Origin of the sequence: Pedobacter sp. Leaf132 (genome assembly GCF_920984695.1) — a bacterium.
GTDB lineage: Bacteria > Bacteroidota > Bacteroidia > Sphingobacteriales > Sphingobacteriaceae > Pedobacter.
In genome coordinates this window covers 145,559-158,608 of the sequence record NZ_CAKLBO010000004.1, presented here as the reverse complement: position 1 = coordinate 158,608, position 13,050 = coordinate 145,559, and the positions used below count along the sequence as shown (strand labels likewise).

The following is a 13,050-nucleotide window of genomic DNA, read 5'->3' as shown; positions in this document are numbered from 1 at the left end:
TATAAGCCATTTAAAATCCAGATGATAATTTAGGTATTTGTGATGTTTTATTTATTATTGTAAATAAAATTAATCTACTTTGAATACAGAAAACGCATTAAAGGTGAGCAACGAATTATGTAAAATTTGTTACTCGCCTTTTTCAGATACCTACCTTGTTAAAGAAATGATGTTCGGGTTTAGAGATGAATTCTCTTACAACCAGTGCTCAAGCTGTGGTTGTTTACAAATTGCCGAGTTTCCTCAAAACATTGATAAATATTATCCCCCATATTATTATTCTTTTAATGCTGAAACGGCGCCCTTAAAACGGCAGCCATTTATAAAAAGAATTGTAGGTAACTTCAGGTTGAAAAAGCTTTTCAAAAAGGACCGTCCAGCCCTACGTTATTTGAAGCCTATTGATGTAAATTTTTCTAATAAAATTTTGGAAGTAGGTTGTGGGAAAGGAAGGCAGATTTGCGATTTATTCAATCTTGGTTTCGAAAATATTGAAGGTGTTGATAAATTTATTCCTCAAGAAATTGATCATGGCTTCGGCGTTCGTATACTGAAAAAAGATATTGAAGAACTTAAACCTAACAACTATGATTTAATTATTATGAATCATGTTTTGGAACACATGCCAGAGCAACAGAATGCTCTAAAAAATTGTAGAAGACTTCTAAAAGATGAAGGATGCTTGTTAATTGCCATTCCAATCATCGCAGAAGCTTTTGAAATATACAAGGAAAATTGGGTTCAACTAGATGCACCAAGACATTTTTTTCTGCATACTGTTAAAAGTATGAATATTCTGGCGGAAGAAACAGGTTATGAGATTAGACATAAACTTTTTGATTCATTAAGTTTTCAGTTTTGGGCAAGTGAATTATACAAAAAGGATATTCCGCTTTTTCCCGAAGAAAATAATCGACTGGCTTACCCAGTAGAAAAATATTTTTCTGAAGAAGAGATAGAAAATTACCAGACTAAAGCAGCTAAATTGAACGCAGAGGGAAGAGGTGATACGGCAGTTTTTTACTTATTTAAGAAAGCAAATTAACACTACTGTCCAACTATCCATTTTATTTTATCGAATTTATTGATGACGTAAACAATAAAGTAACTAGCTAAATACACAATGAAAAATCTGACGTATTGAAGAATTACTAATTCAAATGAGGTCTTCCCTTCTGGCCCGATTTTTAAAGGATTAAAAATTTGAGGCAATATTTGCATAATAATTATAAAATGGATTAAGTGTATTCCATAAGTGCTGCTTCTTGGATTCAACTTTTTTATCCATTTTGGGTTCCCAAGGCGATACAAAAACAAAAAGCAAACCAGAGAGTAGATGATGTTTGAAAATCTTAATGTATTATAAGGATCGCCTTGTATATTAGCATTAATTAAATAATAACTTTCCCAGCACGAAATTATTAAAGTAATCGTTGCAGCTAAGCCTAATATGATTACAGAACGTCTTTTAATCCATTCATTAAATTCTTTAAAATATTTATGAAGTATAACACCTAACCACAAATAAAATACAAATCCAAAAATGGCTGTAGTATGCGTACTGTAAATCCACTCATGATATAGATTAATAGAATAAAAAACAGAGCAAATGCCTAAAAATATACCGAGTTGATATTTATACAAGTATTTTCTAAATATTAATAAAAGTGAAATACTTCCAAGGAAATTGAGAATAAACCAAAAACTGGTTTTAACTATAATGTCATAAATCTGGTTGGCTAAACCCCAAAGCGGTTTCTCGAACATTGGCGACCAACTTCCCTTTAAATACACAACAAGTAAATTGGCATATATTAGAATTAAAAATACAATTATCCAAAATAACCAAGGTTTAAAGGTTCCATCAAATCGTCTTTTTAAGTATTGTAAAGAAGTTGTTGTATGAATTTTTTCACCAATCAGGAATCCTGCAAGTAAATAGAACAATATTGTACCGAATTTAAAAACCTGCATGGTGAAGAGCTGAATTGATTGCTCCATAACATCCTTAAAGAATTTAGGCTCCGGCCACATGTAAGTATGTTCTAAAACAATTGTGATAATTGCTATGAATCTTAGCGAATCAATGAAATCGTAATTTAATTTTTCTTTTTTAATAGGATCTGACATAATTATTTTGCAATAATAAGAACTATTGATTGATTATTGCTTTTTTAAGTAATCCATTCCTTAGGAAAAAACATTTTTAACATTTGTGTAATTGCAGAATATATTTTTCAAATACTTACTTTCGTTAGCTTTATACATTTATTCTTATATAATTCTTTACGATGATATCAATAATTATATCTTCAACGGATCCTCACTTTCTAGAAAATGTAACTAAAAATATTACCGAAACTATTGGAGTACCATTCGAAATTATAAGTTTCGAAAACGGTGAAGGTAAAAAAGGTCTTTGTGAACTCTATAACTCCGGCGCTAAAGTGGCAAAATATGAATTACTCTGCTTTATGCATGAAGATGTTAATATAAAAACTCATGGTTGGGGCGAAATCGTTAATCAAGCCTTTATTGCTAATACTAAATTAGGACTTTTAGGGATAGCTGGCAGTGTCTATAAGGCATTAAGTCCATCTGGGTGGCATAGCAACTCAGAAAATACAGAAAGAAGCAATATTATTCAAACATTTAAATTTTCTGATAAAACGAAGCTACATCATACAAGAAATCCGGATGAGGAAGAATTTACCAAAGTGGCCTGCGTTGATGGTGTATGGTTTTGTGCTTTAAAAAAAATAGTATTTGAAAATCCTTTTGATGAGGAGATTTTTAAAGGTTTTCATGCTTATGATATTGATTTTTCATTACAAGTTGGGAAAAAATATGAAATCAATGTCCGTTACGATATCCTTTTGCAGCATTTTTCTGAAGGCAATTTTAATAGATCCTGGTTAAATGAAATCATCAAACTTCATCAAAAATGGAGCATATTTTTACCAATTACAACGGTTGACTTAGATAATAAAACTTTGCAAGGTATTGAGAAAAGAACATTTAAAGATTTTATAAATAAAGCCTTATTCTACGGAATTTCAAAGAGACAACTTTTTAAGGTATTATGGATAAAGAATGGAATCAGAAGATATAACTTCGCCTTATTTCTAAAACTAAACCGCTATTTGATAAGAAAAGTGTCGAGCTCATAACTCATTCAAATTAGCTAAACTTAACTTCCTTGCAAAATTTATCTTACTTACTGAGCTTTTTTTCTTTCGGTTAGCGATAAAAAATAGATTGTCATAATGCCTAACGATAAATAAAAATGCACTCAATCGTTTCTTACCAGACAATAGCATTTTAAAAGTGTAGTACGCTTGCTGTATTAGCTCTGGATTTTTATTGTTTGGATAATCAGAACATTTTTTTATCCAATTTAGGTTAATTTTAACCCGTTTGCCTGTATTTTTTATGTCAGGTTTTAAACCTAAATTATCTGTAATGCTATTCGTATGCTGGCGATAGCTGACTAAAATTTTGTCAATAAATTTAATAGTACCAACATTAACGGCTACATAGGCTAGCCACCAATCATGAAAGAATCTTGTGTCAAAAGGCAATAAATGCTTAGTTAATTCTTGCCTAAACATCGACGCATGCCCAGATATGCAGTTGAATAGCAAAAATGGCAAAGCATCCTTACCTTGGTACATATGGTATCTATTAGCCATCGAAGCTACATTTAATACTTCACCGTGTTCATTAATAAAATTAGAGTCATGATATATTAATTGATTAGTGCCTATTTCATTTAGTAATGTTTCGACTTTATTTAAATTCCAAATATCATCTTGATCACATAAACATATGTATTCACCAGAACATTTTGTAATAGCTTTTTCGAAATTTTTAGTATATCCTAAATTTATCTCATTTGAAAATATATGAATGCGACTGTCATTGTAAGATTTACAGATTTTTACGGTCTCATCACTAGATTTATCATCTATTATGATAATTTCTAAATTTTGGTATGTTTGATCAAGAATACTTTTTAGTTGTTCTCTTATAAATAAAGCACCATTGTAAGTACATATCGCAATAGAGATTTTTGGGTTTTGGAATGTCATCAGCTTTAAACGATTAACTTTTACACTCTTTAATTATTAAAATCAACGTGCTTAAAAAAGATTTGTGGTACAATTTAAACAGCCGCTGTTGGTGGCAAGCTAAAAAAAAGAATAAAGAAAAGGCAAATCCATTTTTAGGTTTGTTCACTAACAACCGAATTATCTTATTGATGAACTTTAATTCCTTATTATCATTTTCGTAAAATGATTTGATTGTTATCAAATGCTTAATCCTCAGATTGTTTAAGTTTAATTTTTCAGCTTTTTTATCATTATTTTCAACTACTAGTCGTTGATTGTCTTTTGAATGCTCCGTAAATGTTAAGGAAAAATTATGTTGACGGTATTCGACTAAAGTTTCGGGAAGATATTGTATCTGTCCTGTAACAGTTGCGACATAAGCTAGCCAATGGTCATGAGGAATTGTATTAGGAAAAGGTAAAATTTTATTTCTTAAATCTCTTTTGAACATAATTGAATGACCGGCAATACAATTATTTAACAATAAATTTCTACCGTCATTATTATCAAGATAACCTATTGTTTGCGAAAGCGTTTTATTAAGCAATTTTCCTTTCTCATCAACTAAAGCTGAGTTATGATATATTAAAAGTGAAGCTTGATTAAAGCTATCCTTAAGTTTACTTAGTTTTTGTAAATCCCAAATATCATCTTGGTCACTTAAAGCAATGTAATCACCATTGCAATAAGAAATTGCCTTTTCAAAGTTTTTTATGTAGCCTAAATTTGTTGGATTCTGATAAATCTTTACGAATGAAAATTTTTGCTCATAATCTTTCAAAATTTCTAAAGTACCGTCTGTTGATCTGTCATCAACAATAATAATTTCTTTGTTAATATAATCTTGATTGACTAGGCTTTGCAGTTGTTCATGTATATGAATTTGCCCATTATAGGTGCACACGGCAATACTTATCAAAGGCAGATTTAACATGGTTCAAAATTAACTAATTCGATTTGCTTTCTCTATACATTATCTTCAATAACGAAAAAACTGAACGCTTTCTGATGTAATAAAGGGATGTGAAATTTGTTAACAGCAGTGTAAAAAGTTTTAAGGAGAAAGTATTCCTATTTAATTCATCGTAACCAATTAATAAAGATTGAATAAATTCTTTTAGTTTTTTTGGCGTTAGTGGATGACTTAAAAATAGATTCAGATGCATTTTTCTTAGTGATTTTGCCTCAATTTTATCTTTACTTGTTGAACTTTCTGTATGCTTACGGTGGCGCACAAGTTTATCTGTTAAATAGCTTATTTTACCGGTGCAAGCTGCTGTATAGGCCAACCACCAATCATAATAAAGTCCTGAAGGGAAATTTTGGATAAGTTTTAAAAGTTCTTTTTTAAATAAACAGGTATGGCCAGAAACACAATTATAGTAAAGGAGGTTTTTACTACAATTGCCTTTAACAAATCGGTGATGAGAAAGTGTACTTTTTCCTGTCGGCACGTCCTGGTCATCTATAAATTCCGAATCGTGATAAATTAAAAGATCATCTCCGATGTTTTTAATCAAGAGTGTAATTTTGTTTTCGAGCCAGATGTCGTCTTGGTCTGCAATTGCAATAAAATCGCCCACACAATTATTAATCGCCTTTTTAAAGTTTTGGTTAAAACCTAAATTAGAATCATTTATCCAGAATTTAATATTTCGATTTTTTGCTGCATAATCCTCTAAAATAGCAGCAGTTCCATCATTAGATAAGTCATCGCTGATGATGATTTCTACATTCGGGTAATCTTGATTTAGAATGGAATCAAGTTGTTTGGCAAGGAATTTCTCGCCATTGTAAGTGCATAGAGCAATAGAAACAAGCGGTTGTTTCACATCCATTATTTTCTGCGCTTTTGTAATCCGTTCCACATCCTAACAAAAAACAAGAACAAACCATTTCCGGTTAACTTGCCTAAAAAAGAACCTGATAAATGAAAAACCGTAGAATTCGTTTGTATCCAACGCGTTCTAAAAAACCTATTATATTTGTTTATTAATTCTTTTCTGATTCGGAAAAAATCGCCATCCCGATTTCCACGACTTTTGTGCGTGAGGTTAAAAGGGATTACGTAAGATGAAAAGCCATTCAATTCGGCTTGCAATACTAAATCAGTTGCGTACAAATGGAAGCCATTTAAATTATTCGAAACTTTAAGGTTTGCGCTATTTTTTACCAGCAGAAAATTTTCGTCCAAACCTGTTACTTTCAAAGGAAATTTGCCTTTGTTCATAAAGGTTCCGTCTGGGTAAGAAATATAATACACAATATGGTTTGGTCCGGCGGCCCCAGCATTCCCGCAAACACCCCAAGCGGTATCTAAATTATCAAGCTTAGCCAGGCAATTTATTAAATCTTCATAACCATCTTGATTAATTAAAACATCCTGATGGCAGATTATGATATACTTCCCTTTTGCTTTCTTTAAAAATAAATTAATAGCAGAAAAGGCATCAAAATTATTTTTTTCAGTGTTGTCGGCATAAATAAATTCACATTTATCATTGCTAAAGCCTTTGGATAAAAATGATTGAAGCATTTCATTGTACTCTTGCTTACGGGTAACAAGCGTACACACCGAAAATTCAAAAGCATAATTTTCTGCCTGAATCGAAGTGGCAATATTTAAAATGCTTGTGCTCATTTTAATCGTTAAAGGCTTGCATATCAATTAATCGTTTATATAAGCCGTTTTTAAGCATCAAATCCTGATGAGAACCTGTTTCAATTACTTCGCCTTTATCAATCACAACAATTTTATCAGCATGTTGTATGGTGCTTAAACGGTGTGCAATCACGATTGAAGTTCTATTCTTCATTAAATTGTTCAAAGCTTCCTGTACTAATTTTTCTGATTCAGTATCTAATGCAGATGTTGCTTCATCCAACAACATAATCGGTGGGTTTGCTAAAACCGCTCTTGCAATACAAACCCGTTGTTTCTGTCCGCCTGATAATCTGTTACCTCTATCGCCCACAAAAGTTTGATAGCCGTTTTCGGTATTTTCGATAAAGTCATGCGCATTGGCAATTTTTGCTGCCGCGATAACTTCTGCTTCGGTTGCATCTGGCTTGGCAAAAGCAATGTTATTGAAAATAGTATCGTTAAAAAGAAAAGATTCTTGGTTTACCGTACCCATATTGCTTCGAATACTTTCAACCGTTAAATCTTTATAATCAATACCGTCAATTTTTACAATTCCTGATTTTGGATCGTGGAAACGCGGAATCAAATCCATCAGCGTACTTTTTCCGCCTCCTGATGGACCAACCAAAGCAATGGTTTGTCCTTTTTCTATCGTTAAATTAATGTTTCTTAGAACTTGTTTTTCGCCATAATTAAAAGCTACATTTTCAAAAACTAGCGATTTTTCGAAAGTATTTAAGGATTCTGCGTTTGGCTTATTATTAAGCTCTGGTTTTGTATCAATTAATTCTAAAACACGCTCTCCAGCCGAAATACCAGAATGGATGCCGCTAAACGAATCTGTTAATGCCTTAATGGGTTGCATAACCTGACTAAAAGTAGCAAGGTAAACCACAAATTCACCGCCATTTAAACTTCCCTGACCGGTTAAAATCATGGTTCCGCCATAAAGCAAAATAAATACGACAACCAATACGCCTAAAGTTTGCGATACTGGAGAAGCAAGCTGTTGCCTTCTTGCCATTTTTCGATTTAAAAAAGAGTAGAATTTGTTCTCTTCTCCAAATTTTTCCTTAACTCTGTTTGATGCATTAAAGGCTTTAATGATTTTTATGCCACTTAAAGATTCGTCCAGAAAGCCAATCATTTTTGCAAAAGATTCATGTGATTGCGTAGCTTGTTGCTTTAACCTTTTCACTATTTTACTGATGATAAAACCTGAAACCGGAATAATCAACAATGAGAACAGAGTTAATTTAACTGATATAGACAACAATACAGCAATGAAAAATATTAATTGTAAAGGCTCTTTAAAAACTACCTGTAGTGTATTGGTTACCGTAAACTGTACAACCTGAACATCAGAGGCAACTTTAGAAATAATATCTCCTTTTCTTTCGTTATTAAAGTAACCAACATGTAAATTCATCACATTATTAAAAACGGTTTTGCGAAGATTTAGTAGGGTATGTACTCTTAAATCTTCCATATAACGTTGAGAGAAATAACGGAAGAAATTTGCAAGAAAAACGGTAATTACAATTACTACACAAATTATCTGAAGGGCATAAACATCGCCATGTTGTGCAGTAATTTTATCAATATAAGATTGAAAAAGCTCTCTCGGATCTAATAAAGAATGCTCTCCTGAAGTTGTGAAAGGCTTTGTGGTACTATCTTTTAAAAAAATAGCTTGCATTAAAGGCCCTAGTAAAGTAAATAGAAATGTATTAAATATTATGGCAAAAAGCGTTGCGATAACATAAGGTATAGCAAACTTTTCAATCGGTTTTGCAAAAGATAATAAACGAAAATATGTCTTCATTTTATGTAAAAGGGTATATGTAAAATGGAATAAGGATTAAAAATGTATCCAAGAAACCAAATTTAAACTTTGCAAATGTACGGTTTTGAAACAGACCTATAAGTTTTTCACAGCCATACAGGTTTAAAATTACAATCGTTTTATGTTCTTACCTTCAAGCGATTGATTGATGATTTGCATAATGCCGCTTACATCAATAGTAGAATTGTTCTTCTTCTTTAAATTGCTTAGTCTATTTCTGCTTGCCTCAATCTCGATTTTTAAATCTTTATATTCCTGTAAAGCATTCCAAATCCAGTATTTACCGGTCAGTATTTTTGGTATAATTTCGGCAAAAAGCAAATGCAATGGTAATAAAGTTAAGCGCAAGCCATTTAACTCAATTGCTTGTAATAAAAAGCGATTTCGGTAATATATTTTCTTAATAAAGTTTGATTTTATCTGCGTTTTGGTACTTCCACTAACGTGATGATAACAAACTGATTGGTGCTCATAATAACATTTCCAACCCAATTGCCATGCCCTTAAACTTAAATCAAAATCTTCTGAAGAAAATGGCGAGAAAATTTCATCAAAACCACCTAATTCTTTCAGTTTTTTTGCATCAACTAAAGCATTTGCACCAGAAAGATAAGCCGTATAAACATTATCATCCGTTGGGTTTTCGCTGTAATAAAACTTACTGGCTTTAATTCGGCAACCGCTGAAATATAAAAGCCGGGCAGCATCTTCAATTTTACTACCATCAACACTCATAATTCTCGCCATTACCCCAAAAGTGTCTGGTTTTTCAAAATACCTCCATTGCTGCTCAAAATAATCTGGTGTTAGCTTCACATCCGAATTTAAAAGTAAAATCAATTCATATTTCGCCTCGCGGATGCCATGGTTGCAGGTATAAGAAAAACCTCTGTTTTTATCGTTAACTAGAAGTTTAATGTTGGGGTAAACTTGTTGAATAAAACTGATGCTATCATCTTTCGAGCCATCATCTATTACAATAACTTCAAAATCAGTTTTTGCATTTTGGGCTGCAGTAAATACCGATGGCAGATAATTTTCTAACAAATGCTTGCCATTATAATTCGGAATTACAATTGAAACGCTTTTCTGCATCTATTTCACAATTTTATAATTACGGTACTCAAATAAGCGCAAACCGGTTAGGTCTTCAATCTTTTGCAGCAGTTTTCTTCTAAAATTCATTTTTGATGGAAGCTTGGTTAAATCCTGCTCAAACTTCCAGTTGGCTGCCTCAATTCTTTCGGTCATCACCTTTGGGTGACTTCCATTAAAATGTACCAACCTATCAGCATTATGCATATCAAACGAATTTTGAACCGGATAACGTTCTTCAATCCATTCTTCAGTTTGATAATATTGGTTAAAATTTCTAACCTTGCCTTGTAATCCTTTAGGAGGTTTTACCCAGCCATAATGGTAAATGTAGGCATCAATTAATTTAACTTTTAACTTCCTATCGTTAATTCTAAAGCCTTGCGCATCGCGGTAAGATTGTATGCCAGGAAGATTTTTTAAAATCCTGACTTCCCGTCTGTACCATCTTCTCGATTCCGCAAGGTAATCGTAAGAAGCATAGAAATGTTTGTATTTTAAAAGCAGCGCTTCAACGTTGTTGTTGTTTAGCTCCTGCTCCATTTCTTTCCTTATCAAAGGCAAATAATCTTCGTGAATGGCTTCATCACCCTGGATGTAAACCATCCAATCGGTATCTTTGGATATCTCGGCAATGGCTTTATTAGTTTCATCGGCAAAAACGAAACCACCTTCCTTTAGGCTGTCATCCCAAATTGTGTTAATGGTTCTGATTTTCGGGTCGATGCTTTTAACCAAAGCCGAAGTTTCATCGGTCGAATTCCCTAAGGCAACTACAAAATCATCACATAAGGGTAAAACAGAAAGTATAGCTTCCCGTACCGGATAATCGTTTGAAATTGCATTTCTGATAAAGGTAAATCCGGTAACTTTCATTTAAAAAATTAGTTGATGATTTTAGATTCTTAACGGTTTATATTTTTGTTTATTTGTACAAATATAGTTTTATTGATGAATACCAGTCTATCTGTAATAAGCGAAATTAAGCAGGGAAATATTAAAACACTTGCCCGAACTTTGAGTTTGGTTGAGAATAATATTTCGCCATCGGCAACGATTTTGCGGGAATTGGATAGTAAAACAGATGTTAAAGTTATCGGTATAACGGGGCCACCTGGAGCAGGAAAAAGTACGCTTGTAAATGCCATTACCGACCATTTTACACAACAAAATAAACGCATAGCGATTTTAGCGATAGACCCAACTTCGCCATTTAATTTTGGCTCTTTGCTAGGCGATAGAATCAGAATGGCTAATCAGTTTAATAAGCCCAATGTTTTTATTCGTTCTTTAGCCACCCGTGGTGCATTAGGCGGTGTTTCGGTAAAAACAATTGAAATGGTTGATGTTTTAAAAGCCAGCAATTTCGATTTAATTTTGGTGGAAACGGTTGGTGTTGGGCAATCTGAAGTGGAGATTGCCGGTTTAGCTGATAAAACCATTGTTGTTTTGGTACCCGAATCGGGCGATGAAATTCAGAATATAAAATCTGGATTGATGGAAATTGCAGATTGCTTCGTGGTGAACAAGGCAGATAGGGAAGGTGCCGATACTTTTGCTAATAACCTCAAAAAGATGGTTCATCAGGGCGTTAAAGAGCTATCTGTTTTTAAAACAATTGCCGATAAAGGTTTAGGTATTGATGATTTGTGCAATTGGATGATGAAATCTGATATCGATAATCAATCAGAAAGGAAAATATTTTTATTTGCCGAAAAAGCCCTTAAGCTTATCCAGCAGGAAAAAATGAAAAATATAGACAAAAAAAAGCTCCGCGATGCCGTTCGCGAAGCTTTAAAAAATGATAATTTTAATATCTATCGTTTTGCTGATGAATTTCAATCATCTCAAAATTAGTTTTGTGAGGAGATTGCTTCGTTCCTCGCATTGACGATGTGGCGGCCGTTACTACGATGAACGAAGCAATCTTTAGACTATAGCACTGCCATTTTTAACCATTCATAATATCTTCAATCTCATCAGCCTCAAAAGGTATATCGGCCATTAAATCGATGTTGCCATTTGATGTAATTAGGATGTTATTTTCCAAACGAATGCCCAAACCTTCTTGAGGGATATAAATACCAGGTTCTACAGTTAATATATTTCCAACGGCAAATGGCGTGTACCGTCCGGCAAAATCATGAACATCAATACCTAAATGGTGCGATGTTCCATGCATAAAATATTTCTTGTAAGCTGGCCAAGCAGGATTTTGTTTTTTTACATCATCAGTTGATATCAAACCAAGATTAACGAGTTGTTCGGTCATAAGTTCGCCAACTTGTTCATGATAAGTATTCCAAACGGCACCATCAACCAACAATTTAGTAGCGCCTTTCATTACATGGTGTACGGCTTTGTAAACCTGTTTTTGCCTGTCTGTAAATTTACCGCTAACCGGTATAGAGCGACTCATGTCTGCATTGTAATTCGCATATTCTGCTCCAAAATCAAATAAGATTACATCACCATCTTTACATTCCTGGTTGTTATCATTGTAGTGCAAAATGTTTGCATTATGGCCGGAGGCAATTATTGGCGTGTAGGCATGTCCGGTTCCGCCCTGGCGGATAAATTCATGGATAATTTCAGCTTCAATCTCATATTCTTTAACGCCTGGTTTTGTAAATTTTAAAACCCTCACAAAAGCATCACGGGTAATTGCACAGGCTTTTTTTGTTAGTTCTATTTCAACATCAGATTTTACAGCCCTAAGCTGGCGCATAATGGGAGCAGAACGCTCTAAATGATGTAATGGATATTTAGTTCGTATATCATTTATAAATCTGATATCCCGATAGGGAACTGTATGCGCATATCTATCGTTTTCATTTGCGTTTAAATAAATATTGTCTGCGTAGTTAACTATGCTGTGTAATATATTATCGAAATCATCTAGCCAATAAATGCTTTTAATGCCCGATGAAGCCATGGCTTGGTCCTTTGTATACTTATATCCTTCCCAAACTTTTATGTAATCGTTGGTCTGTCTTAAAAATAGGACTTCCCTATACAAAGGATTAGGACAATCGGGATAAAGCAGCAATATTGTCTGTTCCTGGTCAATACCCGATAAATAAAATAAATCGGGATTTTGCTTAAAGATGAAGTTTTGATCGCCGCTTCTAGGGAATTCATCATTCGATTGAAATATAGCTAATGAGTTGTCTTTTAAATGTTTAACGAAATTTTTTCTATTTAAAACAAATAAATCCTGATTGATTTGGGGATATTTCATAATTATTATAGTGTAAAACAGGTAATGGCCAAATGTAAGAAAATGATAAAGGATAGTGAAGTTTGGAACGGAGTTTGTATAAAAGTTTGAAAATTTAATATTTTGTTTAATT

General features: G+C 33.1%; 12 protein-coding genes. 3 read left to right on the top strand and 9 right to left on the bottom strand.

All coding sequences use genetic code 11. The annotated features are described in order from the left end of the window. Positions 1-349 precede the first annotated feature (349 nt). A complete protein-coding gene (locus LUA86_RS09885; protein ID WP_231460461.1) occupies positions 350-1,045 on the top strand; it encodes a bifunctional 2-polyprenyl-6-hydroxyphenol methylase/3-demethylubiquinol 3-O-methyltransferase UbiG in 696 nt (231 codons plus the stop codon). A 2-nt stretch (positions 1,046-1,047) separates the two neighbouring features. Here LUA86_RS09885 and LUA86_RS09880 read toward each other — a convergent pair whose 3' ends face one another. Continuing rightward, on the bottom strand, positions 1,048-2,130 hold the full coding sequence (locus LUA86_RS09880; RefSeq protein WP_231460460.1) for an acyltransferase: 1,083 nt from the start codon (positions 2,128-2,130) through the stop codon (positions 1,048-1,050). 161 nt (positions 2,131-2,291) lie between these two features. Between LUA86_RS09880 and LUA86_RS09875 the strand changes: the two genes are divergently transcribed. Further along, entirely contained in the window at positions 2,292-3,170 is an 879-nt protein-coding gene (locus tag LUA86_RS09875; RefSeq protein WP_231460459.1) for a glycosyltransferase, read from the top strand. On the opposite strand, the gene LUA86_RS09870 is transcribed toward LUA86_RS09875, so the two are convergent. The 7 genes from LUA86_RS09870 to LUA86_RS09840 all read right to left on the bottom strand — a co-directional run bounded on the left by LUA86_RS09870 (position 3,165) and on the right by LUA86_RS09840 (position 10,573). Beyond that, a complete protein-coding gene (locus LUA86_RS09870; RefSeq protein ID WP_231460458.1) occupies positions 3,165-4,091 on the bottom strand; it encodes a glycosyltransferase family 2 protein in 927 nt (308 codons plus the stop codon). The two genes, LUA86_RS09875 and LUA86_RS09870, sit on opposite strands and share 6 nt — an antisense overlap. Positions 4,092-4,104: 13 nt before the next feature. Beyond that, on the bottom strand, positions 4,105-5,046 hold the full coding sequence (locus LUA86_RS09865) for a glycosyltransferase family 2 protein (protein WP_231460457.1): 942 nt from the start codon (positions 5,044-5,046) through the stop codon (positions 4,105-4,107). A 13-nt stretch (positions 5,047-5,059) separates the two neighbouring features. Then, the gene (locus tag LUA86_RS09860) at positions 5,060-5,980 is read right to left on the bottom strand and encodes a glycosyltransferase family 2 protein (RefSeq protein WP_231460456.1); all 921 of its coding nucleotides are present in this window, start codon (positions 5,978-5,980) and stop codon (positions 5,060-5,062) included. Next, positions 5,950-6,753, bottom strand: coding sequence for a hypothetical protein (locus LUA86_RS09855; RefSeq protein WP_231460455.1), 804 nt, complete (start codon positions 6,751-6,753; stop codon positions 5,950-5,952). Before LUA86_RS09855 ends, LUA86_RS09860 begins: the two co-directional genes overlap by 31 nt. 1 nt (position 6,754) lies before the next feature. Next, a complete protein-coding gene (locus LUA86_RS09850; RefSeq protein WP_231460454.1) occupies positions 6,755-8,581 on the bottom strand; it encodes an ABC transporter ATP-binding protein in 1,827 nt (608 codons plus the stop codon). A 129-nt stretch (positions 8,582-8,710) separates the two neighbouring features. Then, positions 8,711-9,697 carry a glycosyltransferase family 2 protein gene (locus tag LUA86_RS09845; RefSeq protein ID WP_231460453.1) on the bottom strand — a complete coding sequence of 329 codons (987 nt, stop codon included), beginning with the start codon at positions 9,695-9,697 and terminating at the stop codon, positions 8,711-8,713. Then, positions 9,698-10,573, bottom strand: a complete 876-nt coding sequence (locus tag LUA86_RS09840; RefSeq protein WP_231460452.1) for a glycosyltransferase family 2 protein — start codon at positions 10,571-10,573, stop codon at positions 9,698-9,700. Positions 10,574-10,648: 75 nt separating this feature from the next. Here LUA86_RS09840 and meaB point away from each other — a divergent pair, with 75 nt between their 5' ends. Then, positions 10,649-11,554: a methylmalonyl Co-A mutase-associated GTPase MeaB gene (gene meaB, locus LUA86_RS09835; RefSeq protein WP_231460451.1), complete on the top strand. Its 906-nt coding sequence runs from the start codon at positions 10,649-10,651 to the stop codon at positions 11,552-11,554. A gap of 94 nt (positions 11,555-11,648) precedes the next feature. Here meaB and LUA86_RS09830 read toward each other — a convergent pair whose 3' ends face one another. Beyond that, entirely contained in the window at positions 11,649-12,938 is a 1,290-nt protein-coding gene (locus tag LUA86_RS09830) for an aminopeptidase P family protein (protein WP_231460450.1), read from the bottom strand. Between the last annotated feature and the right edge of the window lie 112 nt (positions 12,939-13,050).

What these genes read in the sequence shown, in the direction of transcription:
- LUA86_RS09880 (WP_231460460.1), bottom strand. Translation starts at nt 2,130, where the DNA reads ATGTCAGATCCTATTAAAAAAGAAAAATTAAATTACGATTTCATTGAT.
- LUA86_RS09875 (WP_231460459.1), top strand. Translation starts at nt 2,292, where the DNA reads ATGATATCAATAATTATATCTTCAACGGATCCTCACTTTCTAGAAAAT.
- LUA86_RS09870 (WP_231460458.1), bottom strand. Translation starts at nt 4,091, where the DNA reads ATGACATTCCAAAACCCAAAAATCTCTATTGCGATATGTACTTACAAT.
- LUA86_RS09865 (WP_231460457.1), bottom strand. Translation starts at nt 5,046, where the DNA reads ATGTTAAATCTGCCTTTGATAAGTATTGCCGTGTGCACCTATAATGGG.
- LUA86_RS09855 (WP_231460455.1), bottom strand. Translation starts at nt 6,753, where the DNA reads ATGAGCACAAGCATTTTAAATATTGCCACTTCGATTCAGGCAGAAAAT.
- LUA86_RS09850 (WP_231460454.1), bottom strand. Translation starts at nt 8,581, where the DNA reads ATGAAGACATATTTTCGTTTATTATCTTTTGCAAAACCGATTGAAAAG.
- LUA86_RS09845 (WP_231460453.1), bottom strand. Translation starts at nt 9,697, where the DNA reads ATGCAGAAAAGCGTTTCAATTGTAATTCCGAATTATAATGGCAAGCAT.
- LUA86_RS09840 (WP_231460452.1), bottom strand. Translation starts at nt 10,573, where the DNA reads ATGAAAGTTACCGGATTTACCTTTATCAGAAATGCAATTTCAAACGAT.
- meaB (WP_231460451.1), top strand. Translation starts at nt 10,649, where the DNA reads ATGAATACCAGTCTATCTGTAATAAGCGAAATTAAGCAGGGAAATATT.
- LUA86_RS09830 (WP_231460450.1), bottom strand. Translation starts at nt 12,938, where the DNA reads ATGAAATATCCCCAAATCAATCAGGATTTATTTGTTTTAAATAGAAAA.